This window comes from Streptomyces tyrfis (assembly GCF_037034285.1).
Lineage (GTDB): Bacteria > Actinomycetota > Actinomycetes > Streptomycetales > Streptomycetaceae > Streptomyces.
This window is the reverse complement of the sequence record NZ_JBAGJZ010000012.1, coordinates 20,947-45,095: the sequence shown is the minus strand read 5'-3', so window position 1 is coordinate 45,095 and position 24,149 is coordinate 20,947. Positions and strand designations below refer to the sequence as shown.

Genomic DNA, 24,149 nt, shown 5'->3' with positions numbered 1-24,149 from the left:
GGTCCTACGGTTTGGCCCATGACCCGATCCGTTCAGGCATTGGCCTACGCACGTCCGTCCGCCCTGGAGTCCTCGCAGGCCGGACGGCTCCTGGGCCTGGAGACCTCCGGTGGTCTCACCCCTCGGGGAACCGAGTCCCATCCCCGTTTCTTCTCCGGCTTCCTGACGTCGCCGGACGTCGCCGCCCGCGGCCTGCTGGCCGTGGCGGACGTGGCGTCCGCGCGCTACTACCAGCGGACGCTGTCCGCGTCGCTCGATCCCGTGGTGACGGGCAACGGCGACCGGCTGCGTTTCGAGTCGTTCTCCGGCTGCTGTGGGGTGTACGCGCGCCTCGACGTGCTGCGGGAGGGCCTGGACGGCGCGGAGACGGGGCACGGCACGACGAACGTCGATGTCAACAATCCGCTGCGGGAAGCACTCTCGCGGATGACCGGGGACGATCCACTGCACCTGCGGGTGGGGCCGGACGAGATGGCCGTCACCACGCTCGACGGGCCGGTGGTGGAGAAGAAGGTGCCGCTGCCCGATCGATGGCTGCGCGGTTTCGCGGAGGCGCAGGTGGTGTCGGCCGGTTTCGATCTGCGGGCCGAGCTCCCCGCCGCCGAGGCCGTGCGGTTCCTGCGGTCGCTGCCGCGCACCTCGGGCAACGCCTCGCGTGGCGCGCGCTGGGTGGTTCCGGCCGGGAGGACCCTGCGGCCGACGACCCGGCCGGTGGCGGGGGCGGTGTGCCTGCCCGGTCCCGAGCGACTGGCGGCGCTCCAGCGGGTGCTGCGTCATGCGACGTCGTTGCGGGTGTACGGTCCGGTGTCCGACGGGGCGGCGACCGCCGGCGCCTGGGAGGCGGTGCTGCCGGGCATGCGGCTCACCCTGACGCTGTCGCCGGACGCCTCGCGCGGTTTCTCCGGTGAGGGCGGGGTGCTGGAGGCGCTGGCCACCGACGACGCCGCGGCCGACGCCGAGCTGGTGTCCGTGCTGCTGGCCTGGGAGCCGCGGATCGAACCCGCGGATCTCGCCGCCCAGTCGGGACTGACGGTGGAGCGGGTCCGGGCCGCGCTCACCCGGCTGGGGACGGCGGGCCGGGTCGGCTACGACCTCGCGGACGCGGCCTATTTCCATCGCGAGCTGCCCTATGACGCGGACCGCGCCGAACGCCACAACCCCCGGCTGGTGGCGGCCCGGGAGCTGGCCGGTTCGGGAGCCGTCGCGCTCGACGGGGACATGGCCGTCGTGACCTCGGGAGAACACCGCTACCAGGTCCGGGGGAAGGACGGAACGCTCGGCTGCACCTGCCGGTGGTGGGCCGACCACCGGGGCCGCCGGGGCCCGTGCAAGCACGCCCTGGCCGTCCGGATGGTCCGCCGCGGCGCGCCGGTCGCCGGAGGTGTGCGATGAAGGAGCTGCTCACCGCCGTACGGGAAGGACGCCGACAGGACGTGCCGGCGCTGCTGGCCCGGCTGAACCCGGCCGAACGCCGGTCGGCGCTGGTGGAGTTGAAGGCGCTCCGCAAGGAGGCGCGCGACTGGCCCTGGAACGAGCGGCGGCAGACCCGGGGGGCCCTGTACGTGGCCGGGGCCGGGTGTCAGACGGGGGCGGCGGGCTGCGCCGTCTGGCTCGGCGGCCGGGATCTGCTGGACTGGACGGGGGCTCCCTACCGTTCTGCGCTGAAGGTCCTGTCCGACCGCGACCCCGCGTGGCTCACCGATGTCGCGTACCGGCTCGCGGCGCGACCCACGGTCGCGGAGGCGGCGTACGAGCTGATCGTCGGCCTGGTGCGGCTCGCGGGGTGCCCCGTCCCCACCTCGGATCCGTTCGTGCGCGGCTGGGCGACGACGGCCTCGGCCACGCCGTGGCTGACGCAGAGGACGCGCCCGCTGGTCGAAGCGCTCCGCGACGACCCGTTCCTGCCCGTTCTGCTGCCGCGTCTCTTCGAGCTGCCGGAACTGCCGCCCCAGGTGACCTGGTTCGAGGAGGAGACGAAGAATCCGTGTCACTGGCTCGCGGCGCTCACCACCCTGGTGGACGAGGGGCGGCTGGAGCGGTCCGAGCTCGTCGACATCTGCGTGGCCCGGCTGCTCCGGGGCGGACGGCCCGGGGACCTGCGCTTCGTTCTGGCCCTGCTGCGCCGGCTCGCGGTGACGGAGCGGGAGGAGACCGAACACCTCGCGGACTGGATCGGCATGGCCGCCGACGGGGTCTCCACCGTGGCCGGGCACGCCCAGGAGGTGCTGGCCCGGCTCGACGAACGCGGCGAACTGCCGGTGCGATCACTGGCCGACGTCTCGGGTTCGGTGCTGTTCCGCACCGAGAAGAAGCTGGTCCGCGCCCAACTCATGCTGATGGGAAAGGCGTTGCGGCGCGATCGGTCGACGGTCGACGAGCTGTTGCCCGTCGTGGCCGTGGCATTCGGACACCCGGACACCGGAATTCAGGAACGGGCCCTGAAGCTGGTGGCACGGCACCTCCCCGCGGTCGGCGCCCGGGCGCGTGAGGAACTGGCACTGGCCGCCGAACAGTTGAGCCCGATGCTCCGCACGACGGCGGAGGAGTCGTTCGGCGAGGCCCTGGGCGGGCCTCCGGCGACGGAACCGTACGAGGAGCTCCTGCCGCCTCCGCCCGCCCCGCAGCCTCTGGAACCGGCTCCGGCGACGCTGCCCGAACTCGTCGAGGAGGTGGTGGGGTCCATGTCGGACGGGTCGTGGAACGGTCGCCGCCGCTTCGACGCCCCGGCCTTCGAGCGGATGCTGGACGGACTGGTGCGGCACGCCCACGCCGACCGCTCGGCGCTGCTCGACGCGCTGCGCGGGGTGTTGTCCGACCGGTGGTGGTTCGGCGGCGAACGCAACCCCCACCGCGAACGGTGGTTCGTCTCCCGCGCGGGCGTCGAGCTCGTCGTGGCCGTGCTGCTCGACCGGATCTCGAAGGAGGCCGTGAAGGCCGGACGCGCCTCGAAGTCCTCCAAGGCGAAATGCGTCCACACCGCGCTGGAGGTGGTGCGGACCGCCCGGCTCTGGGAAGCGGCGGACGCCCTCGTCGAGGGTCGCGGCATGCCGTTCCTGCTGGCCACTCCGAGCTGGCACACCGGCGCCCTCGACGCCGACGTGCTGGTGGACCGGCTGCGCGCGTATCAGCGGCTGGGGGTGCGGCCGGGCGAGGTCGATTTCGGCCAGGCTCTCCTCCGCGTGCGGCGCGGCGGACAGCAGCGGGCCGTGGCGGCGGCCTCGGCGCTCGGCACCCCGGAGGGGGACCGTCTGGCGGCGTGGCTGCGGGCCGACGAACCGCTCGCCCGAGTGCACCGCTTCGATCTGGAGCCGGAGAACCGCAGAGGGACGGCGCCGGCCCCCTGGACCCACCGCGTTCTGATGGCCAGCGACGAACACACCCTCGTCCGGCGGCGGGATTTCTCGAACCACTTCCGCTTTCTGAGCAGGCCGCATACTCCGGATCACCGCATCTGCTATCACTGGAACGACCAGGCGGAGTTCTGGACCGCCTCCCTGCCGCACGACGCCGAGACACTGGCCGCCTGGCTGCTGCCGGCCCTCTCGGTCGGCACCACCGAGGAGATACGCGGCACCGCCCTGCCGCTGCCGCCGCTCGCCGAGCTCGACGCTCCCGCGGGCGAGGCCGTCCACCTGACGGTCGCGTACGGGCTGGCGTCCCGGCACTCCGAGGACCGTCTCTCCTCGGTGGACGCGCTGCTGACGCTCGCGGCTCGCGGGCGGCTGGACCCGGCGCTGCTGGGCCGGGGACTCACGGCCCTTCTCGACAGCGGCCTGGCGAAGCCGAGCCGTCTCGCGGAGTCCGTCCGCACCGCCGCCGAGACGGGCGCCTGCCGGACGGTGCTCTCGGTGCTGGTCGAAGTCCTGCCGGGGCTGCTGGCCCTCGACAAGGCTCCTCGCGGGCTGAGCGATCTGCTCGCCGTGGGCGCCGAATGCGCGGAGCGCTGCGGCGCGGTACGGGCCGAGCCCATACCCGGGCTCGCCGCGACGGCGGCCCGGGGCGGCTCCTCCCAGCTGGTGCGCCAGGCGATACGTCTGCGGACCGCCTGGGACCGGACGGCTGACCTGGCGACGGCGCCCCGATGACAGCGGGCCGATGACAGCGGGCCGATGACGGCATCCCGGCCCCGGGGCGTCGCGGCGTGAAGCGCGGGCGTCCCGGCGGGCGCGACGTGCTGGGCGGAGAAGTGCCGCCCAGCACGGCCCGAGCAGCCTGACAGCCCGCATGGCCCTCCACCCACAGGGCGAGGCCACCCGCGTTACGGCAGCCCACCCCATCGATCAAGAACATATTGCGCCAAATATGACGACAGACACCCAAATGCTCACTTAACCAATCGGTCACAAGGCGTTCGCGACTGGGCAACACCGTTCGGCCACAGTGAAGCCATGACCGATATGACACCCGCCAAGCCCTCCCGCTCCCGCCGCCCCCACCACTGGCGGCGGGACCTGATCGAGCTGGCCGCGCTGTTCACCGCGGTCGCGGTGGCCGACGCGGTCGCCAATCTGATCGGGCACCAGCCCGACGGGCCCTATCTGCTGATCGCCTCGGCCGGCGCGCTGGCGGTGACGGCCGGGTTCCACACCTGGTGGGCCCGGCGGCACGGCCACGCCCCACCGCCGGGCGGAACGGAGCCGGACACGACGGTGCCGAGCGGGACGGTGCCGGTCCCCGCCGGCATCGGCGTGCCGCCGCCCCAGCAGGTGGCGGCTCCCGGCACCGGTGGCGACGCCGGTACCGTCGTGCCCGGGCCGCCGTCCGGCCTGGCATACGAACCGGCGGACGAATCGGCGTCCGGGACGGACATGGCGTCGAGGCCGGTCCCGCCCGCCGAGGACACGGTGCTGTGGCGAATGCGCGCCACCGTGCGGGACGCCCCCGGAAGCCTGGCCGCGCTGTGCCTGGCCCTGGCCCGGCAGCGGGTCGACATCCTCACGCTGCAGACGCATCCGCTGGCGCGGGGCACGGTCGACGAGTTCCTGTTGCGGGCCCCCGGCTCGCTGCGGGCCCAGCAGCTGACCCGGTCCGTCTCCGCGGCCGGGGGCGGGTCCGTCTGGATCGAGCGGGCCGACGCCCACGACCTGGTGGACGCGCCGACGCGCGTGCTCGGTCTCGCGACGCGCACCGCGCTGGACGCGGCCGAGCTTCCCCTCGCGCTGCGCCAGTTGCTGGGCCGGTGCACGATCCGCTCGCTGCCCCCGGTCCCGGCGACCGGTGGGGCCGCCGAGGACAGCGTCCCGGCCGAGGGCGTGCTGGAGGAGACGGTGATGCGGCTGCGCGATCCGTCCGGTGGCACCCTCACCGTCGAGCGGCCCCGCCTCCCGTTCACGCCGACCGAGTTCGCCCGGGCGCGGGCGCTGGTGGAACTCGACGCCCGGCTCGGCCCCCGCCTGCCGCGCGGCAAGCACGTGCTCACCCTCCCCGAGGGGGACGAGATCACCGTGCGCCGTGCGGACCGGGGCGCCCTCGACGCGGCCCGGGCGATGCACGCCCGCTGCTCCGAGCGGACGCTGAGCCGGCGTTACCACGGGCCGGTGCGCGACGCCGACCGCTATCTGGACCATCTGCTGAGCCCCCGCTTCGGCCGCACCCTGGCCGCGTGGACCGGCTCGGGACGGCTGGTCGCCCTGGGCCATCTGCTCTGGGACGGCGACGAGACCGAGGTCGCCCTGCTCGTCGAGGACGAGTGGCAGCGGCGCGGGATCGGTTCGGAGCTGCTGCGCCGTCTGGTGGCGCTCGCCGCCGAGGCGGGCTGCGCGCACGTCTACGCGGTCACCCGGGCCTCCGACACCGGGATGGTGAAGGCCATGCGGGCGCTGGGCCTGCCGCTGGACTACCAGGTGGAGGAGGGCACGCTGGTCGTGACGGCTCGGCTGGACGCGGCCCCGGTCCACTCGCTGCCGCCGTACGAGCAGGCCGGTCACTGAGGTCACGGCGCCGGGGGCCGCGCGGACGCCGGTCCGCGCGGCCCCCGGGTGTTATGAGACGCGACCGGCGACGGAGGCCGGTTCCGTCGCGTGGCTCAGGCCCGCCTCCGGCTCCCGGCCCGTCCCGGACACGTCCAGCGCCCGGCGGAGGTCGGCCCACAGGTCGTCGACGTCCTCCAGCCCGACGGACATGCGCAGCAGCCGGTCCCCGACCCCGGACGCCCAACGGTCCCCCTCGTCCACGATCCGGTGGCTGATGGACGCCGGATGCTGGATCAGGGTGTCGACGCTGCCGAGGCTGACCGCCGGGGTGATGAGCCGTACGGCCGAGATCACCCGGTGCGGGTCCCCGTGCACCTCGAACGAGACCATCGCCCCGCCCAGCCGCGGGTAGTGGACCCGGGCGACACGCGGGTCGGCCGCCAGCCTGCGGGCCAGCTCCGCCGCGCTCGCGGAGGCCGCCCGCACCCGTACCGGGAGCGTGGCGAGGCCGCGCAGCAGCAGGTACCCGGCCATCGGATGCAGCACGCCGCCGGTGGCGAAGCGCACCTGGCGCAGCCGGGCCGCGAACTCCTCGTCGCACGCCACGACCCCGCCCATCACGTCGCCGTGCCCGCCCAGGTACTTGGTGGCGCTGTGCAGCACGATCCGGGCGCCCTGCTCGACCGGCCGCTGGAGCACGGGAGTGGCGAAGGTGTTGTCGACGAGGAGCGGCACCGACCCGCAGGAGTGGGCGATCGCCCGGACGTCGACCTCGGCGAGCGTCGGATTGGCGGGGGTCTCCACCATCACCAGGCCGGTGTCCGGGCGGATCGCCTCCGCGATGCCCGCGGGGTCGGTCCAGGTGACCTCGGTGCCCAGCAGACCGGCGCCGAGGAGGTGGTCGCTGCAGCCGTAGAGCGGACGGACGGCGACCACATGGCGCAGCCCGGCGCCGGCCCGGGCCAGCAGGACGGCGGTGAGCGCCGCCATGCCGCTGGCGAACGCCACGGCGCTCTCCGCTCCCTCCAGCCGGGCGAGCGCGGCCTCGAAGCGGGCCGTCGTCGGATTGTCCAGCCGCGCGTACACGGGCGGGCCGTCGAGCCTGGCCCCCGTCGCGGCGAAGGCGTCGATCCGCTCGGCCTCGGCCCTGGAGTCGTACGAGGGGTAGGTGGTGGACAGGTCGATCGGCGGGGTGTGCAGGCCGAGGGCCGTGAGGTCCTCGCGGCCCGCGTGCACGGCCTCGGTGGCCAGCGCCCTGGACGGGGGGTTGGTCCCGGGCGCCATGAAGGGTTCGGTGTCCATGACAGCACTCTGAACAGGAACCGGCCGCTCGGGCGAATTCGCCGTGCTACGTTCGGCAGATGTCCGAATCTGTCGTTCTGGACCCGGTGGACCTGCACATTCTGCGGCTGCTGCAGAACGATGCCCGGACCACCTACCGCGAGCTGGCCGCCGAGGTCGGCGTCGCCCCGTCGACGTGCCTGGACCGGGTGGCCAGGCTCCGCCGTTCCGGAGTGATCCTCGGTCACCGGCTGCGCCTGGACCCGGCACGGATCGGCCGCGGCCTGGAGGCGCTGCTCTCCGTACAGGTCCGCCCGCACCGCAGGGAGCTGATCGGACCGTTCGTCGAGCGGATCAGGGCGCTGCCGGAGTCGCGGGCGCTCTTCCACCTCACCGGACCCGACGACTACCTGGTCCATGTCGCCGTCGCCGACACCGCGGATCTCCAGCGTCTGGTGCTGGACGAGTTCACGTCACGGCGCGAGGTGGCCCGGGTGGAGACCCGGCTGATCTTCCAGCAGTGGGAGTGCGGACCGCTGCTGCCGCCCGCCCCCGCGGATCCTGGTACCGGCCCCTGAGCCCGAATGATGATGACGCGGAGGCCCCCGCCGTACGAGGATGTCCACATGTCAGATATCCCCGGCAGCGCACTGCCCCGCCAGGTCGCCGACGCCTACGTCGACGCATTCATCGAACTCGACCCGGTCTCCGGCACGTACCTGGGTGTCGCGGAGAGCTCGCGGCGCCTCCCCGACTTCTCCCCCGCCGGGCAGGCGGCCCGCGCCGAACTCGCCCGCACCACCCTCGCGCGGCTCGACGCCGCCGAGCGGCTTCCCGGCGCCGACAGCGACGCCGAGCGCCGCTGCGCCCGCCTGCTCCGTGAGCGCCTCATGGCGGAACTCGCCGTCCACGAGGCCGACGAGGAGCTGCGCACGGTCTCCAACATCCACTCCCCGGCGCATAGCATCCGTGACGTGTTCACGGTGACGCCGACCGAGACCGACGAGGACTGGGCGGCGGTCGTGGAGCGGCTGGCCGCAGTCCCCGCCTCGCTGGAGGGGTACCGCGAGTCGCTGGCGCTGGGCCTGGAGCGCCGGCTGTACGGGGGCCCGCGCGCCACCGCGACGTTCATCGGCCAGCTCGACGAGTGGGCCGGCGAGGGCGGGACGGGCTTCTTCGAGGAGTTCGCCGCCGCCGGCCCCGCGTCCCTGCGCGCCGAGCTGGACGAGGCCGCCGGGCGAGCCACCAAGTCGGTCGCGGAGCTGCGCGACTGGATGCGCGAGGTGTACGCCCCCGCGGTCGAGGGTGCGCCGGACATCGTGGGCCGCGAGCGGTACGCGCGGTGGTCGCGCTTCTTCAACGGCACGGACCTCGACCTCGACGAGGCGTACGCGTACGGCTGGTCCGAGTACCACCGGCTGCTCGCCGAGATGCGGACGGAGGCCGAGAAGATCCTGCCGGGCGCCGGTCCGTGGGAGGCGCTGGCCCACCTCGACGTCCACGGCAAGCACATCGAGGGCGTGGACGAGGTCCGTGCCTGGCTGCAGGACCTGATGGACGAGGCCATCGAGGCGCTCGACGGCACGCACTTCGAACTCGCCGAGCGGGTGCGGAAGGTGGAGTCGCACATCGCTCCGCCCGGCGGCGCCGCGGCCCCGTACTACACGGGCCCGTCGGAGGACTTCTCCCGTCCCGGCCGGACCTGGCTGCCCACCATGGGCGAGACCCGCTTCCCGGTGTACGACCTGGTGTCGACCTGGTACCACGAGGGCGTGCCGGGCCACCATCTGCAGATCGCCCAGTGGACCCACGTCGCGGACAGCCTCTCCCGTTACCAGGCGTCGATCGGCCAGGTCAGCGCCAACTGCGAGGGCTGGGCGCTGTACGCGGAGCGGCTGATGGACGAGCTGGGCTTCCTGCCGGACGCCGAGCGCCGGCTCGGCTATCTGGACGCGCAGATGATGCGGGCCTGCCGGGTGATCGTGGACATCGGCATGCACGCGGAGATGGAGATCCCCGCGGACTCGCCGTTCCACCCCGGGGAGCGGTGGACGCCCGACCTCGCCCAGGAGTTCTTCGGCAACCACAGCGGCCGCCCGGCCGACTTCGTGGAGAGCGAGCTCACCCGCTACCTCTCGATGCCCGGTCAGGCCATCGGCTACAAGCTGGGGGAACGCGCGTGGCTGCTGGGCCGGGAGAACGCGCGCAAGGCGCACGGCGACGCCTTCGACGCCAAGGCGTGGCACATGGCCGCGCTCTCCCAGGGGCCGCTCGGTCTCGACGATCTGGTGGACGAGCTGTCCAAGCTCTGACCTGACGGGCCGCCGCCCCTCGTCAGCCCGGCTCCGGCGTTCCCCGGCGCTCCCGCGAAGGGGCGTCCGGGGGCCGGCGGCCGATCCCCGGGCCGGGGCCCGGACGGGCGGGGCGGCGGCACGGCCGCGCCGACCGGTGTCCGGGTCGCCGGAGCCGGTCGGCGCAGCCGGTTCCGGCGCCGCGCCGTCAGCCGCCGGCCGCGCCCGGCGTGCGGTGGCGCACCGCCGATCCGTCGCGTTCCTTCACCACTTCGAGCTGTGCGGGGATCCGGCGGCGCAGATCGGCGACATGGCTGACGATGCCGACGCTGCGGTCGCGCTCGCGCAGGGAGTCGAGCACGTCGAGCACCTCGTCGAGCGTCTGCTCGTCCAGGCTGCCGAAGCCCTCGTCGATGAAGAGCGTGTCCAGCCGCACGCCGCCCGCCTCGTCGGTGACCACGTCGGCGAGGCCGAGCGCGAGGGCCAGCGAGGCGAAGAACGTCTCGCCGCCCGAGAGCGTCGCCGTGTCGCGCTCGCGTCCGGTCCAGGCGTCGACCACGTGCAGGCCGAGGCCTGATCTGCGGCCGCCGGCCCGGGCGTCGGAGTGGACGAGGCTGTAGCGGCCGGAGGACATGCGTTCCAGGCGGGCGGTGGCCGCGGCGGCGACCTGTTCGAGCCGTGCGGCCAGGACGTAGGACTCCAGCCGCATCTTGCGCTCGTTCTCCGCGGAGGTGCCCGCGGTGAGTCCGGCCAGCCGGGCCACCCGGTCGTACTCCTCGCGCAGCGGTCCGAGCCCGCGCACCTCTCTCGTGGCGGTGCGCGAGAGGCGGCCCACTTCGGCGCAGCGCTCCCGTGCCGCGGCGAGCGCCGCCGAGGCGTCCCGCACCAGCCGCTCGGCGCTGTCGTACGCGGCCCGCGCACCGTCAGGCTCGGCCGGCTCCCCCTCGGCCGCGGTGCGGGCCGCGGTCTCCGCGAGCCGGTCGGCGACGGCGGCCGACTCGGACTGCCAGGCGTCGGTCAGGCGCTGGAGCTCGCGCTGTTCCGCGTCGGTCAGCAGGCTCGCGACGGCGTCCTGAGGGGTGTCGAACCCGGCCCGGAACGCGGCGTCCGCGAGCCGGCCGTCGGCCTGCTTGCGGCGTCGCGCGGCCTCCTCCTCCTCGCGCACCGCGGCGGCGGCCTCAGCGAGCAGCCCGGCCCTGCGCTCCAGCAGCCGGGCGTGATCCGCCACGCCGACGCCACCGCTTCGAACGGCGGTCAGCTCGGCTTCCAGCGCCGCCTGTTCCCGGTCCAGGCCCTCCCGCAGGGAGGTTCTGGCCGCGACCCTGCGCTCGGCCTGCCGCAGCCCCTCCAGCCGCTCGGCCTGTTCCCGCTCGGCGGCCGCGAGCGCCTCGCGGGCCGCGTGCGTCCCGGCGGCCGTGCGGTGCGCCTCGGCATGCCGCCGCGTCAGGTCGTCGACGAGGCGGGCGAGTTCGGGGACGGTGGGATCGGCCGCGGGCTCGGCGGCCGGGTCGTCGCCGGAGCCTGTGCCTGTGCCTGTGCCGATGCTGTACGGCGGACGGCCCGCGGCGGCCCCGTCCGCCGTGCCGGCGCCCGCCGTGGCCCCGGCCTGCCCGGCCCCGGTGCCGGCCCGTTCGGCGACGTCCGCGCCGTCCCGGGGCCGGGGCACGGCCGACCGCGCGGCGGCCCGGGCCGTCCGGTGCTGCTCGCGCAGGATCTCCAGCTCCCGGTCGGCCCGGGTGCGCGCCTCCTCGGCCCGCCGGTGGGCGTCGAGGGCCCGCTCCTCGGCGGCCCGGTCGACATGGCCGTCGCCGGCGCGCGCGGGCTCGGGGTGGTCGGTCGATCCGCAGACCTTGCAGCGCTCGCCGTCCACCAGTTCGGCGGCCAGTTCCGCGGCGATGTCGCGCAGGCGTCGTTCGCGCAGCTCCAGCCACGCCTCGTGCGCGGTGGCGGCCGCCTCGCGCGCCCGGGTCAGCCGGTCGGCGGCGTCCGAGATCCTGAGGGCGAGGGCGTCGCGCCGCCGGGCCGCCTCCAGCCTCGACCGGGCGGGCTCCAGCAGCCCGGCGAGCTGTTCGGCACGGGTCGCCGCCTCCTGGGCGTCCTCGATCCGGGCCCGCAGCTCGTGCCGGGCCGTCTCCCAGCCCGCCAGCCAGCCCTTCGCGTCCTGGATCAGTTCGTCGTCCGCCCGGGCCTGGCGCTCCAGTCCGGCCCGTTCGGCGTCGATCTCCGCGCTGCGCCGCTCGGCGCGCTTCGCGGCCTCCAGTCCGCCGAGTTCCTGCCGGAGCCGCCGTTCCAGCTCGGCCAGCTGCTCGGCGCCGGCGTCGGCGAGGGTGGCGGGCAGCGGCGCGCGGGCACGGTCGCGGTTCTCCCGGGCCGCGCGGTAGGCGTGCTCGGCCTCCTCGCGCAGGTCCAGGGCGGGGGCGACCTGTTCGGCCTTGCGGGCGCGTGCGAGCCGTTCGGCGCGCCGGTCGTGGTCGGGGCGGCCGGCTTCGAGCGCCGCGGCGCGCCGCAGGGTCTCCGCGTACCGCTGCTGGAGCGCGGCGCGTTCGCGTTCGGCGTCGAGGACGAGTCGGGCCGCCGACTGCCGGCCCTCGGCCCGGGCCAGCGCGGACGCGGCGATGTCGAGGCGTTCCCGGGCGCCGGCCCGGGCCTGCGCGGCCCATTCCAGTACGGCGTCGGCGAGTCCGGGGTCGCCGGGCCGCAGCTCGGGGAGCGCCGCCTCGCGCGCGGCCGGTCCGGCGGCCTGGGCGATGCGCTGGGCGACGGCGAGGACGCGCTCGTCACCGCCTCTGACCTGAGCCTCCGCGGCACGGCGGAGCTCCGCGAGCCGTTCTTCGACGGCGGCGAAGCGGCGGGTGTCGAAGAGCCTGCCGAGCAGTCTGCCGCGCGCCTCGGCGTCGGCGCGCAGAAAGCGCGCGAAGTCGCCCTGCGGCAGGAGCACCACCTGGCAGAACTGGTCCCGGCTCATGCCGATGAGCTGGGTGATCTCCTCCCCGATCTCCTGGTGCGAGCGGCTCAGCGACCGCCAGCCGTGCTCGGGGTCGTACACGCGCAGCCGGCTCTGGGCCTTCTCCGTCGTGAAGCCGTCGCCCTTCTTCTTGGGGCGGGGCTGGGCCGGCCGCCGGGTGAGTTCGAGGCGCCGGCCGCCGACGGTCAGTTCGAGCGCGACCTCCGTGGGGAGGTCCGCCGGGGCGTGGTCGCTGCGCAGGGAGGCGCCGGGGGTCTGGCGGGCGCCGGGCACCGAGCCGTACAGGGCGTAGCAGACGGCGTCGAGCACGGAGGTCTTCCCCGCGCCGGTCGGCCCGTGCAGCAGGAAGAGCCCGGCCGAGGAGAGGGCGTCGAAGTCGACGTGCTGGGTGCCGCCGAACGGCCCGAAGGCGGTGAGCGTGAGTCGGTGCAGCCTCACCGGTTCACCTCGCGCACCGTGTCGTCGACCCGGACGTCGTCGAGGGCGTCGCGCAGCACCGTCCGTTCCCGCTCGTCCGCCGCCGCCCCGCCGCGTACATGTGCCACGAAGTCCTCCGCGATCTGCTGGTCGTCGCGCCCCTTGAGGCGCTGGGCGTACGAGGCGAGCGGGTCGTCCGGGGCCCGGTCGGGCTCGAACACGAGGCTGAGGGTGTGCGGGAACCGCTCGGCGAGGCGGGCCATGGGCTCGGTCGGGCGCACCGGGTCGGTGAGCGTGGCCTCGACCCAGGAGTCCCGGTGGCGTTCCAGCTCCGGGTCGTCGAGGAGGTCGTCGAGCCGGCCGCGGAGCCGGGCCAGCGGGCGGGGCGCCGGGCAGTCGACGCGTTCGGCGGTGACGGCTCCGGAGGCGTCCAGGTCGATCAGCCACATGGTCTTGCGGTGGGCGGCCTCGGAGAAGGAGTAGGCGAGCGGGGAGCCCGAGTATCGGATCCGTCCGGTGATCGTCTGGCAGCCGTGCAGATGCCCGAGCGCCACGTAGTCGACGCCGTCGAAGACCCCGGCGGGCACGGCGGCCACCCCGCCGACGGTGATGTCGCGTTCGCTGTCGCTGGGTTCGCCGCCCACCACGAAGGCGTGGGCGAGCACCACGGACCTGGTGCCGCCGGGGCGGCTCGCGAGGTCGGCCCGCACCCGGTCCATGGCGGCGCCCAGCACCGCCTCGTGCCCGGCGCGTTCCGCCCCGAGGGCGTCCTTGACCAGGGCGGGTTCCAGGTACGGCAGTCCGTAGAACGCCACGTCGCCGTGGGCGTCGCGCAGCACCACGGGGACTGCGCAGTGATCGGGGTCGGTGCGCAGGTGGACGCCGGCCCGTCCGAGCAGCCCGGCGCCGACGCCCAGCCGGCGTGCCGAGTCGTGGTTCCCGGAGATCATCACGGTGGGCACGCCGACGGCGGCGAGCCGGTGCAGGGCGTCGTCGAAGAGTTCGACGGCCGGCAGCGAGGGCACGGCCCGGTCGTACACGTCGCCCGCCACGACGACCGCGTCGACCTCCCGTTCGCGCACCGTGGCCACCAGGTGGTCGAGGTAGGCCGCCTGCGCCTCCAGGAGGGAGGCCCGGTGGAAGGACCGGCCCAGGTGCCAGTCCGATGTGTGCAGAATTCTCACGTTCCGGCTCCGCCCCGCGTCATCGTCGTCCTCCGCCCCCGTGTCCCCGTCCCGGTCCTTCGTGCGCCGTGGCCGCGCCGATGCGGGCGCGGCCGGGCGCCCGGCGCCGACCGCATCGGCCCCGGTGGGCACAGTGTTCTCACCGCTCACAGTGTCCCATCGGGGCGGGCCGGCTCCGGCCCTTTCCGCCACGCTTCTCGGCCTCCGCCGCCGCCCTGCCCCAGGGGCTCCGGGCTTCAGGGCTCCGTGGCTCCGGTCCGACGCCGTCGCCCGGCCCGTTCAGCCGAGGAGGTCGATCAGGGTCCCCGCGGAGAGGCGTTCCGCCCGGCGGTACGCGGTCCAGGCGACGGCCAGGTCCTGCCAGGGCAGCCCGACGGGCGCGTAGACGGAGCGGTCCTGGTGCGGGGCGCGGCCGGGCCGGGCGCCGGTGAGCAGTTCCCCGAGGGTGGCGTGCGCGGCGTCGGCCGGCAGTCCCGCCGAGGCCAGGGCGCCCATGTCCGCGGCCTGCTCGCGGTCGTCGACGACGAGGAGGGCGGAGCGGAGCAGGCCGACGGAGAGCTCCTGCTTGCCGGGCTCGTCGGCGCCGAGGGTGGTGAAGTGCTGTCCGGGACGGCTGTCGGCGAGGCCCAGCAGCGGGGTGCGCGACCAGGTGGCGAGCAGCACGACGTCCGCGGCCGCGGCGACCTCTGACGCGGAGCCGAGGCCCCGGCCCCGGTGGCGGCCGGCGAAGTCCGCCGCGCGCTCCGGGTCGATGTCGTGCACCACCAGCTCCCGGAAGTCGCGCAGGCTCCGCATTCCGCGCACCGTGATCTCGGCCTGCGCGCCCGCTCCGACGACGCCCAGCACCGCCTCGCCCGCCGGATCTGGGGCGGCGACGGCGTGGGTGCCGAGGGCTGCGGCCAGACCGGTCCGCCAGGCCGTGACGGTGGCGGAGTCGAGCAGGGCGAGGAGTTCGCCGTCCCGGCCGCTGTGCAGGCAGATCACCCCGCGCAGCGCGGGGCGGGCCCCCGGGAACTTGGAGTTGACCTTGACGGTGTACGCGTCGACGCCCGGCAGCAGCCCGGGCATCAGGGCGGTCGCCGTGCCCGGGAAGGGCAGGTCGGTACGTATCCGCCGTCCGGCGACCGGCGAGGAACCGGCCCGCCGGAACCCATCGCGCAGGGCCTCCAGGCAGGCTTCCGGTTCGAGAACGGTCAGGAGGTCGCTGCGGGTCAGGAGCCGGGTCACGCGCCCCATTGTCCGGTACGCCGGGCGCCGGCCGGAGCCCGGCCCGGATCCGGAAGCCGCCCCGCGTCGAAAGTCCGGCCGCGTGCGCGGTCTCTCTCAGGCGTCCCCGTACGCCTCGCCGCCGAGCTCCAGCCGGGCCTCGCCCGCGGTGACGTCGGCGAGCCAGCCCCGGAAGGACTCCACGTCGGAGTCCGGCAGCCCGATCTCGATGTCGACGGCCTCCCCGTATCGGACCTCGCGCACCGACCGGCCGGTGGCCCGCAGGTCGTTCTCCAGCTTCCCGGCACGCTGGTGGCCGACGGTGACGGTGGCCAGACGGAACCGCTGCCTGGTGAGGGTGCCGAGTTCGTCGAGGGCCTCACCGACCACTCCCCCGTACGCCCGGATCAGTCCTCCGGCGCCGAGCTTCACGCCGCCGTAGTAACGGGTGACGACGGCCACGACGTAGCGCATCTCCCGGCGGGTGAGCATCTGCAGCATCGGGACGCCGGCGGTGCCTCCCGGTTCCCCGTCGTCGCTGGCCTTCTGCACGGAGGCGTCGGCGCCGATCACATAGGCGTAGCAGTTGTGGGTGGCGGCGGGGTGGTCGGCGCGGACGCGTGCGACGAAGTCCTGGGCCTCCTGCTCGGTGGCGGCGGGCGCGAGCGCGCAGATGAAGCGAGACCGGTTGATCTCGGTCTCGTGCACGCCCGCTCGGGCGACGGTCCGGTACTGCTCCTGCATCCGGCCAGCCTATGCCCCGGCCGGGAACACCCGGGTACCGCCGTCCGTTGTCCGGATCATGTACGCAGACTCGGAGACGATCCGCAGGATCCTTCTGGACACGGGCGACACCTGGGCCGTGGTCGGCCTGTCGGACAACCCGGCGCGCCCGGCGCATCGCGTCGCGGAGGTGCTGCAGCGCTTCGGCAAGCGGGTGGTGCCGGTGCACCCGAAGGCGGAGCGGGTCCACGGCGAGCAGGGATACGCCTCGCTGGCCGACATACCGTTCCCGGTGGACGTGGTCGATGTCTTCGTCAACAGCGCGCTGGCGGGCGGGGTGGCCGACGAGGCCGTGGCTGCGGGTGCCAAGGCGGTCTGGTTCCAGCTCGGCGTGATCGACGCCGAGGCGTACGAGCGCACGCGCGCGGCCGGGCTGGACATGATCATGGACCGCTGCCCCGCGATCGAGATCCCGGCGCTGGGCCGGCCGGACTGAGCCGGCGGGGCGGGCCCGTCCTCCGAGCCGTGGCGGCGCGCGTCGCCGGGCGGCCGGGCGCCGGGCGGTTCGGTCCGTCGGCCCGTGGCGGCGCTCGACCCTGTCTTCAAACTGCTGCCTGCCGTGCGACGGCAGTTTGAAGACAGGGCCAAGGCCGGGCGTCTCCGCGCGGGCGCGCCTGTGGGTCCGCGCGGCTCCGCCGGGGCGCATGCGGCGGACGGTATCCGGTGCCGTGCGCCGCCTTCCGGCCGAATGTGCGTGGTGTCATACGCGCCGCGCGACTGGGACAATGACGGACCGTGACTACTACGACGACGCGCGTGGTCGGCCATGACCGGGCCGGGCTCGCGGGGCAACTCTCCGATCTGGGTGTGGAGCGCGGCGGGATCCTGCTGGTGCACGCCTCGATGCGTGCGGTGGGCCCGGTGAGCGGCGGGGTCCGGGCGGCGGTGGGGGCGCTGCGGGACGCCCTCGGCGGGCGCGGCACGCTCGTCGTCCCCTCCTTCACCCCGGAGAACTCCGACACCTCGCCGCAGTACCTCGAACGCGCAAGCGGACTGACGGACCGGGAGCGTGCGGAACTGCGCGCGCGGATGCCCCCCTTCGACCCCGCGACGACCCCGGCTCCGTCCATGGGGCGGCTCTCGGAGGCCGTGCGGCTCACGGGGGGCGCGCTGCGCAGCGCGCATCCTCAGACGTCCTTCACCGCGCTCGGCCCGCTGGCCCGCGAGGTGGTCGGCGGCCACCTCCCGGACTGCCATCTCGGCGAGGACTCCCCGTTGGCCCGCCTCCACGAGTTGCGCGCCCAAGTGCTGCTGCTGGGCACCGGTTTCGCCACGTGCACGGCGTTCCACCTGGGCGAGTACCGGATGCCGTCGCCGCCCCGCCGCCGCTACCGCTGCGTGGTGCGGACCGGGGGGCGGCGCCGGTGGTGGGAGTACGAGGACGTCGCGCTGGACGACGGCGACTTCGCGGCGCTGGGGGCCGACTTCGCGGGGTCGGACGGCGGCGCGGCCGTGCGGACCGGTCCGGTCGGTTCGTCGACGAGCCGGCTCTTCCGGCTGCCCGACGCCGTCGACTTCGCGTCCCGTTGGCTGCCCGCGCACCGGACCGACGGCCTGGCCCGGGCCGCCGCCCCCGGCCGGGCCGCCGCTCCGGACGGGATCGCCGACCCGAGCCCGGCCGGGGTGCACGACCGAGCCCTCTGCCGCGCGGACGGCTGAGCGACGACGTCTCCGGCCCGCCGTCCCCCGCCGAGGCGATCACCGTGGCGGAACCGTGCCGCCGGCCTCCGTCGCACGGATCCCGTCCTCTCGGCGGCGACGCGCGAACGGCCTCCCGGAGAACGCCCGTCGACTGCCCCGTCGGCGCTCAGCCGTCGGCCGGGCCCGTCGTCTCGCCGTGTTCCGCCAGCGCGAGCAGCTGCTCGGGGGTGACATCGGACGGGATCGGCACCGGCGCCGGGGTGCGCATCGGCGGCTGCCACCCCTGCTCCGGGTCCCAGCTGCGCACGACCCTGGCCGGGGCTCCGGCCACCACCGCGTGGTCGGGCACGTCGCCGCGTACGACCGCGCCCGCGGCCACCACCACATTGCGTCCCAGGGTGGCCCCCGGCAGGATCACCGACCCGGTGCCGATCCAGCAGCCCGGCCCGATGACGACCGGTTCCATGCGCGGCCACTGCCGGCCGATCGGCTGGTGCGGGTCGTCGTAGCTGTGGTTGGTCGAGGTGATGTACACATAGGGCCCGCAGTACGTGTCCGGGCCGATGGTGACCGTGGTGTCGGCGACGACATGGCTGCCCCGGCCGAGCACCACGCCGTCCCCGATCGTGAGGATCGGTTCCGGGCCGAGGTCCAGGTCGGGCATGAGCCCGGCCGTCAGCGTGACCTGTTCCCCGATCACGCAGTGGGCGCCGAGTTCGATCCACGGCTCACCGAAGACGGTGCCCTGCGGAAAGGCCAGCCGGGTGCCGGGGCCGATCCGGCGGAACCGCAGGCCGCCGGGGTGTTCCGCCGTGACCGCACCCCACTCCCGCACCCGGCGCCGGCCGCTGTGGACGACGCGCGAGAGGACGCGCCGACGCCAGGCGGCGAGGAGGGAGAACGCGTTCCTGTTCTTCGGCACTCGCACACGGTAGTCGGCCGCGCGCGCCCCCATCACCGCGATCACCTGTGATGTTCACCCCACTCGGCGGCGGCCCGCCGACGGTCGCATACCGTTCCCCCGACGCGGTCGGACACGCGCGAGCGCACACCACCTGAGCACGGAGGAACGGGCGATGGCAGAGCAGGCGTTGGTCACGGGAGTCGGCGGCAGGGAGCCGGAGGTGGACGCGGACGCCTTCACCGCGCCGACCTCCGTGGTGGTCGGGGAGGTCACGCTGGAGGCGGGCTCCAGTGTCTGGTACCACGCGGTGCTGCGCGCCGACTGCGGTCCCATCGTGGTCGGGGCGGAGAGCAACATCCAGGACAACTGCAGCGTCCACACCGACCCCGGGTTCCCCGTCACGGTCGGCGAGCGCGTCTCGGTCGGGCACAACGCGGTGCTCCACGGCTGCACCGTCGAGGACGACGTGCTGGTCGGCATGGGGGCCACCGTCCTCAACGGCGCCCGCATCGGGGCCGGTTCGCTGGTCGCGGCGCAGGCCCTGGTCCCGCAGGGCATGCAGGTGCCGCCGGGTTCCCTGGTCGCCGGGGTGCCCGCCAAGGTCAGGCGGCAGCTGACCGAGGAGGAGCGCGAGGGCATCCGGTTCAACGCGGCGGGATACGTCGAGCTGGCCAAGGCGCACCGCCGTGCCCACGAGGAGCGCGGCGACGCCGAGAACTGAGCGCCGAGCACCGAGTGCCGAGCCCCGAGCACTGAGAACCTGGAACCCGAGCATCCGGCACCTGGGCACGGGACCGGCGCGGCGCGCGGGCGCGGGACGTCGGGCCGCGGGGGCTGCCTCCCGCGCCGGCTCAGTCGGCGGCGGGCACAGCCCCCGCGCCCGCCTCGGACGCCGGTGCGGCCGCCACCCGGGCCGCGGTCTTCTTGGCCCGGCTCTTCAGTACGAGCATCGAGGTGACGCCGACCAGCACCGCGAGCACCAGGCCCAGGTAGGAGAACCGCTTGAGCCACGCCTCCGCGACGACGCCCACGTAGTAGACGACGGCCGTGGTGCCGCCGGCCCAGACGATCCCGCCCAGCACATTGGCGGTCAGGAACCTCCAGTACGCCATGTGCAGCACACCGGCCAGCGGCCCGGCGAAGATCCGGAGCAGTGCGACGAACCGGCCGAAGAACACCGCCCACATGCCCCACTTGTGGAACGAGCGCTCGGCGACGGCGATCTGGCTCTCGCCGAAGTGCCGGGGGAACCTGCGGCCGAGCCGGGCCAGCAGCGGGCGTCCTCCCTTGCGGCCGATGGCATAGCCGATCGAGTCCCCGATCACCGCGCCCGCCGAGGCGCAGGCCCCCAGGACCCACGGGTTGACGCCGTCGTGTCCGGCCGCCAGGAGTGCGGCGCTGACCAGGACGATCTCGCCCGGGAGCGGAATGCCGAGGCTCTCCAGTCCGATGACGACGCCCACCAGGACGTACACACTGACGGCCGGGACGGTCTCCAGCCACTCCTGGATGTGCAACGCCTGTTCCTCCCGTGTTGTCCTGTTGACCGAAGGTCAACTCCTCGGCGCACGGCGGGAATGCTACCTGTCCGGCCGACCGCGGGCACAGCTCGCGTGGCTGCCGCACCCCACCCGGGGGAGGTGCGGCAGCCCTGTGCGGACGGCCCGGGATCAGGCGTTGGGGCGCAGCGTCCAGACCACCGTCATCTCGCCGGTCACCGCGCCGTCCGCGCGCCGGATCTCGACGGTCACGGGGAACTCGGGCCGCTCCCCGCGGTCGAGTTCCGCGACCACGTCGGAGGCCGGCCGGCCCAGGGTCGCCGTCGCCGTGACCTCGCCCATCGCCAGCTTCTTGTAGCCGATCTCCGCCCGCACCGCCAGCGGCACGGCCCGGGACAACTGGTCGCCGAAGGCGGCGAGGACGATCGCGCCGCTGGCCGATTCCGCGAGCGTGAACATCGCTCCGGCGTGCGGACCTCCGATGTGGTTGTGGTACTCGGCCTGGTCCGGCAGCCGGACCACCGCGCGATCGGCGGTCGTCTCCAGGAATTCCAGACGCAGGGTGCGGGCCATGGGGACCGTCGCGGCGAGCATCTCGCCCACGGTCGTGTCTGCAGTGCTCATGACCAGATGTTACTCACGGGTAGAGTCTTGTCGCCATCCCCCGACCCGCGCCCCGCGACCATTCCCCTCCCCCGCCCCTCCCGTTCCTCCACCGTCCGCTCACGGGGGCGGGCGTGCCCGGCCGGGCGGTGTCCCTCTATCGTTACTCGCCATGTGGCCAGGACAGCAGCCGCCCGGGGGCGAGCAGAACCCGCAGGACCAGAACCAGAACCCGTACCAGCAGCCGGGGTACCAGCAGCCGAATCCCTATCAGCAGCCGGGATATCAGCAGCCCGGCCAGTACGGGCAGCCCGGGCAGCAGCCGGGGTACCCGCAGCAGGGCCGGCAGCAGCCCGGCTACCCGCAGCCGAACCCGTACCAGCAGCCGACCGTTTCGCAGCACGCGGTGCCCGGTCCGCCCGAGCCTCCGAAGCCGGACGGCGACAGGAAGAAGACCACCGTCGTGGCGATCGTCGCGGCCTCGGCCGTGGTGGTGGCGGCCGCGGTCACCGGTGTCGTCGTGCTGAACAAGGACGGCGACAGGAGCGAGAACGTCGCCGACGACAAGAAGACCACGGCGCCCGCCGCCCCGTCCGCGTCCGACGCCGCCCCGGAGGCGAACCCGCGCGGCGGCGAGGACGCCAAGCCCCTCATCGCGGGCTGGAAGGTGGTCACCAACCCCAAGTGGGGCACGCAGTTCGACGTGCCCGGGGACTGGGAGGTCGCGTCGCCCGGCACGTTCTCGTACTTCGAGGACGAGAAGAAGGGCGACAAATCGCCGCTGATCGGATTCTCCGCGCCGGCCCACTTCCAGAAGCGGTGGTGCGTGGACGACTCCGACAAGGACGGCACCGAGGAGACCTCCAGCCTGGCCAGCGCCGGCACCCGGGGCGCCCAGGGCGCCACCGACGCCGCCAAGAACGCCCACAGCGAGGCCGGCACCTGGGCATGGGCCGCGTATGCGCAGCACATGCCGCAGAGCACCATCAAGTTCACCCCGGCCCGGCAGTACACCACCAAGTCGGGGCTGACCGGCCAGGTCGTCACCGCAACCGCCCCCGGCGTCACCAAGCGCAAGAAGTGCGACAGCGACGGCAAGACGATCGCCTTCACCTTCAAGAACAAGAACGGCGAGTTCGCGTCCTGGGTCCTGTACGGGGCCGATCACGTCGACGGCGCGCTCCCGGACAGCACGATCGAGAAGATCCTCAGCACCGTGCGCCTGGTGGACACCGCCCCGTCCTCCTGACGACCGGCCTGGTCACCGGGGACGGCCGGAACAGGCCGAGCGGGATAATCGGTTGGCGCGACGCGGCCGCGGCGGCGATAGTCCCGTGGTGACCGCCGTCTCCGCCCCCGAGGCCCCCGAACTCCCCGCGCGCCGTTCCGGCCGCAACTACCGTCTGCTGACCGTGGCCGCGATCATCACGGGCCTGGGCAACCACGGCGCGCTGATCGCGGCGGCGTTCGCCGTCCTCCAGGCCGGCGGCGACGGCGGCGACGTCGGTCTGGTGGCCGCCGCCAGGGTGGCGCCGCTGGTGCTGTTCCTGCTCGTCGGCGGGGCGATCGCGGACCGGCTGCCGCGCCACCGGGTGATGGTGGCGGCGAACGCCCTGAACTGCGCCTCGCAGGCCGCCTTCGCCTGGCTGGTCCTGGCCGGTGACCCGGAGCTGTGGCAGATGATGGCGCTCACGGCCCTGTGCGGGACCGGGCAGGCGTTCTTCAACCCGGCGGCCGAGGGCATGCTGATGTCGAGCGTCGACCAGGAGCAGGCGAGCCGGGCCTTCGCCCTCTTCCGGATGGCCATGCAGGGGGCGACGATCGGCGGAGCCGCCCTCGGCGGTGCCATGATCGCGGCGATGGACCCGGGCTGGGTGCTGGCCGTCGATGCCGCGGCCTTCGCGGTGGCGGGGGCGCTGCGCGCCTTCCTGGACGTCGGCCACATCCCCGCCCGCGAGCCGGGCGGCGGTCTGCTGGCCGATCTGCGGGACGGCTGGCGCGAGTTCACCGGCCGCCCCTGGCTGTGGAGCATCGTGGCGCAGTTCTCCGTGGTGGTCGCCGCGGTGGGGGCCGCCGAATCGGTGTACGGGCCGCTGGTGGCCCGGGACGAACTGGGCGGCGCCCGGCCGTGGGGGTTCGCGCTCGCCGCCTTCGGGGCCGGCACGCTGGGCGGGGCGCTGCTGATGACCCGCTGGAAGCCCCGGCGGATGCTGCTGGCCGGCACGCTCTGCGTCTTCCCGCTGGCCCTGCCGTCGGCGGCGCTCGCGGTGCCGCTGCCGGCGGCCGGCCTCTGTGTGGTGATGTTCGTCAGCGGCGCCGCCATCGAGGTGTTCGGAGTCTCGTGGATGACGACCATGCACCAGGAGATCCCGGAGGAGAAGCTGTCCCGGGTCTCGGCCTACGACTGGTTCGGCTCGGTGGCGATGATGCCGGTCGCCACCGCGCTCGCCGGTCCGGTGGAGTCGCTGGTCGGGCGCAGCCGGGCGCTGTGGGGCTGCGCGGCGCTGATCGTGCTGGTCACGGCCGCCGTGCTGACGGTGCCCGAGGTACGCCGGCTGACCCGTGCCACCGCCACCGGCGGACGCGGGACGCCGGTCCCGGTCTCAGCCGATGCCGAAGGCCCCGTCGGGCGGCTCGGGTGAGGCGACCGCCTCGGCGTCCCCGACCGGCCGCGCCGCCCCCGTGAACCGGGCCAGGGCCGGACCGTGTTCGACCCGGGCGGGAAAGACGTCGGCGGCGCAGTCGCGGGTCAGCGCCGCGATGTCGACGGGCCGGGAGGAGGCCACGAGCACGGCGTTGCCGAAGCGCCGGCCGCGCAGCACCGCGGGCTCCGCGATCAGGACGACTTCCTCGAAAACGGCCCCGAGAGTGGCCAGTTGGGGGCGGAGGAAGTCGAAGGGCGCGCCGTCGGCGAGGTTGGCGGCGTAGACTCCGCCGTCGCGCAGCGCGCGGCGCACGGCCCGCGCGTATTCGACGGTGGTGAGGTGCGCGGGCACCCGGGAACCGCCGAAGACGTCCCCGATCAGTACGTCGACGGAGCCGGGCCGGGTGCGTTCCAGCAGATCGCGGGCGTCGGCGCCGTGCACGGTGATCCCCGCGCCGTCGGGCACCGGGAGGTGTTCGGCGACCAGGGCGAGGAGCCCGAGGTCGGCCTCGGCGACGTCCTGCCGGGATCCGGGCCTGGTCGCGGCGACGTAGCGGGGCAGGGTGAGCGCCCCGCCGCCGAGGTGGAGCACGTCCAGCGGCGCGCCCGGCGCCCCGGCCCGGTCCACGACGTGGGCGAGCCGCCGGACGTACTCGAACTCCAGGTGCTCCGGTGCGTCGAGGTCGACGTACGACTGGGGCGCGCCGTCGACGGTGAGCAGCCAGGCCCGGTCCCGGTCCACGTCGGGGAGGAGTCTGGCGGTGCCCTGGTCGACGTCGCGGATGACGGGTATCGGCTCGTTCACCCTCCCATTGTGGG

General features: G+C 74.6%; 19 protein-coding genes. 10 read left to right on the top strand and 9 right to left on the bottom strand.

All coding sequences use genetic code 11. The annotated features are described in order from the left end of the window. The first annotated feature begins 18 nt into the window (after positions 1-18). The 3 genes from WA762_RS11760 to WA762_RS11750 all read left to right on the top strand — a co-directional run bounded on the left by WA762_RS11760 (position 19) and on the right by WA762_RS11750 (position 5,930). Entirely contained in the window at positions 19-1,392 is a 1,374-nt protein-coding gene (locus WA762_RS11760; protein WP_335935463.1) for an SWIM zinc finger family protein, read from the top strand. Continuing rightward, on the top strand, positions 1,389-4,085 hold the full coding sequence (locus WA762_RS11755) for a DUF7824 domain-containing protein (RefSeq protein WP_335935462.1): 2,697 nt from the start codon (positions 1,389-1,391) through the stop codon (positions 4,083-4,085). Before WA762_RS11760 ends, WA762_RS11755 begins: the two co-directional genes overlap by 4 nt. Positions 4,086-4,397: 312 nt before the next feature. After that, complete coding sequence (locus tag WA762_RS11750) at positions 4,398-5,930, top strand: GNAT family N-acetyltransferase (RefSeq protein WP_335935571.1); 1,533 nt, start codon at positions 4,398-4,400, stop codon at positions 5,928-5,930. 51 nt (positions 5,931-5,981) lie between these two features. On the opposite strand, the gene WA762_RS11745 is transcribed toward WA762_RS11750, so the two are convergent. Then, positions 5,982-7,214: a trans-sulfuration enzyme family protein gene (locus WA762_RS11745; RefSeq protein ID WP_335935461.1), complete on the bottom strand. Its 1,233-nt coding sequence runs from the start codon at positions 7,212-7,214 to the stop codon at positions 5,982-5,984. A gap of 59 nt (positions 7,215-7,273) precedes the next feature. Here WA762_RS11745 and WA762_RS11740 point away from each other — a divergent pair, with 59 nt between their 5' ends. Beyond that, entirely contained in the window at positions 7,274-7,771 is a 498-nt protein-coding gene (locus WA762_RS11740; protein ID WP_335935460.1) for an Lrp/AsnC family transcriptional regulator, read from the top strand. Between the two features lie 48 nt (positions 7,772-7,819). Then, on the top strand, positions 7,820-9,505 hold the full coding sequence (locus WA762_RS11735; RefSeq protein WP_335935459.1) for a DUF885 domain-containing protein: 1,686 nt from the start codon (positions 7,820-7,822) through the stop codon (positions 9,503-9,505). Positions 9,506-9,692: 187 nt separating this feature from the next. On the opposite strand, the gene WA762_RS11730 is transcribed toward WA762_RS11735, so the two are convergent. The 4 genes from WA762_RS11730 to WA762_RS11715 form a co-directional block, all read right to left on the bottom strand. Next, positions 9,693-12,887, bottom strand: coding sequence for an SMC family ATPase (locus tag WA762_RS11730; protein ID WP_335935458.1), 3,195 nt, complete (start codon positions 12,885-12,887; stop codon positions 9,693-9,695). After that, entirely contained in the window at positions 12,884-14,050 is a 1,167-nt protein-coding gene (locus WA762_RS11725; RefSeq protein ID WP_335935457.1) for an exonuclease SbcCD subunit D, read from the bottom strand. Before WA762_RS11725 ends, WA762_RS11730 begins: the two co-directional genes overlap by 4 nt. A 279-nt stretch (positions 14,051-14,329) precedes the next feature. Beyond that, entirely contained in the window at positions 14,330-15,277 is a 948-nt protein-coding gene (locus WA762_RS11720) for an ornithine cyclodeaminase family protein (RefSeq protein WP_335935456.1), read from the bottom strand. Between the two features lie 96 nt (positions 15,278-15,373). Beyond that, the gene (locus WA762_RS11715; RefSeq protein ID WP_335935455.1) at positions 15,374-16,000 is read right to left on the bottom strand and encodes a YigZ family protein; all 627 of its coding nucleotides are present in this window, start codon (positions 15,998-16,000) and stop codon (positions 15,374-15,376) included. Positions 16,001-16,058: 58 nt separating this feature from the next. Between WA762_RS11715 and WA762_RS11710 the strand changes: the two genes are divergently transcribed. Then, positions 16,059-16,475, top strand: coding sequence for a CoA-binding protein (locus WA762_RS11710; RefSeq protein WP_335935454.1), 417 nt, complete (start codon positions 16,059-16,061; stop codon positions 16,473-16,475). 299 nt (positions 16,476-16,774) lie between these two features. Further along, positions 16,775-17,698: an AAC(3) family N-acetyltransferase gene (locus tag WA762_RS11705; RefSeq protein WP_335935453.1), complete on the top strand. Its 924-nt coding sequence runs from the start codon at positions 16,775-16,777 to the stop codon at positions 17,696-17,698. Between the two features lie 148 nt (positions 17,699-17,846). On the opposite strand, the gene WA762_RS11700 is transcribed toward WA762_RS11705, so the two are convergent. Then, positions 17,847-18,602, bottom strand: coding sequence for an acyltransferase (locus WA762_RS11700; protein ID WP_335935452.1), 756 nt, complete (start codon positions 18,600-18,602; stop codon positions 17,847-17,849). 154 nt (positions 18,603-18,756) lie between these two features. Here WA762_RS11700 and WA762_RS11695 point away from each other — a divergent pair, with 154 nt between their 5' ends. Further along, positions 18,757-19,305: a gamma carbonic anhydrase family protein gene (locus WA762_RS11695; RefSeq protein WP_335935451.1), complete on the top strand. Its 549-nt coding sequence runs from the start codon at positions 18,757-18,759 to the stop codon at positions 19,303-19,305. 130 nt (positions 19,306-19,435) lie between these two features. Here WA762_RS11695 and WA762_RS11690 read toward each other — a convergent pair whose 3' ends face one another. Together WA762_RS11690 and WA762_RS11685 are read right to left on the bottom strand one after the other, a co-directional pair. After that, the gene (locus WA762_RS11690) at positions 19,436-20,101 is read right to left on the bottom strand and encodes a DedA family protein (protein ID WP_335935450.1); all 666 of its coding nucleotides are present in this window, start codon (positions 20,099-20,101) and stop codon (positions 19,436-19,438) included. Positions 20,102-20,254: 153 nt separating this feature from the next. Continuing rightward, positions 20,255-20,707 carry a DUF4442 domain-containing protein gene (locus tag WA762_RS11685; RefSeq protein ID WP_335935449.1) on the bottom strand — a complete coding sequence of 151 codons (453 nt, stop codon included), beginning with the start codon at positions 20,705-20,707 and terminating at the stop codon, positions 20,255-20,257. Between the two features lie 151 nt (positions 20,708-20,858). Here WA762_RS11685 and WA762_RS11680 point away from each other — a divergent pair, with 151 nt between their 5' ends. Then, on the top strand, positions 20,859-21,935 hold the full coding sequence (locus tag WA762_RS11680; RefSeq protein WP_335935448.1) for a DUF8017 domain-containing protein: 1,077 nt from the start codon (positions 20,859-20,861) through the stop codon (positions 21,933-21,935). A gap of 88 nt (positions 21,936-22,023) precedes the next feature. After that, positions 22,024-23,328 carry an MFS transporter gene (locus WA762_RS11675; protein WP_335935447.1) on the top strand — a complete coding sequence of 435 codons (1,305 nt, stop codon included), beginning with the start codon at positions 22,024-22,026 and terminating at the stop codon, positions 23,326-23,328. Here WA762_RS11675 and WA762_RS11670 read toward each other — a convergent pair. Next, the gene (locus tag WA762_RS11670; protein ID WP_335935446.1) at positions 23,290-24,135 is read right to left on the bottom strand and encodes a spermidine synthase; all 846 of its coding nucleotides are present in this window, start codon (positions 24,133-24,135) and stop codon (positions 23,290-23,292) included. The two genes, WA762_RS11675 and WA762_RS11670, sit on opposite strands and share 39 nt — an antisense overlap. Positions 24,136-24,149: the final 14 nt, after the last annotated feature.

Coding starts and splice junctions, on each gene's coding strand:
- WA762_RS11760 (WP_335935463.1), top strand. CDS start 19: ATGACCCGATCCGTTCAGGCATTGGCCTACGCACGTCCGTCCGCCCTG.
- WA762_RS11755 (WP_335935462.1), top strand. CDS start 1,389: ATGAAGGAGCTGCTCACCGCCGTACGGGAAGGACGCCGACAGGACGTG.
- WA762_RS11750 (WP_335935571.1), top strand. CDS start 4,398: ATGACACCCGCCAAGCCCTCCCGCTCCCGCCGCCCCCACCACTGGCGG.
- WA762_RS11745 (WP_335935461.1), bottom strand. CDS start 7,214: ATGGACACCGAACCCTTCATGGCGCCCGGGACCAACCCCCCGTCCAGG.
- WA762_RS11740 (WP_335935460.1), top strand. CDS start 7,274: ATGTCCGAATCTGTCGTTCTGGACCCGGTGGACCTGCACATTCTGCGG.
- WA762_RS11735 (WP_335935459.1), top strand. CDS start 7,820: ATGTCAGATATCCCCGGCAGCGCACTGCCCCGCCAGGTCGCCGACGCC.
- WA762_RS11715 (WP_335935455.1), bottom strand. CDS start 16,000: ATGCAGGAGCAGTACCGGACCGTCGCCCGAGCGGGCGTGCACGAGACC.
- WA762_RS11710 (WP_335935454.1), top strand. CDS start 16,059: ATGTACGCAGACTCGGAGACGATCCGCAGGATCCTTCTGGACACGGGC.
- WA762_RS11695 (WP_335935451.1), top strand. CDS start 18,757: ATGGCAGAGCAGGCGTTGGTCACGGGAGTCGGCGGCAGGGAGCCGGAG.
- WA762_RS11685 (WP_335935449.1), bottom strand. CDS start 20,707: ATGAGCACTGCAGACACGACCGTGGGCGAGATGCTCGCCGCGACGGTC.
- WA762_RS11680 (WP_335935448.1), top strand. CDS start 20,859: ATGTGGCCAGGACAGCAGCCGCCCGGGGGCGAGCAGAACCCGCAGGAC.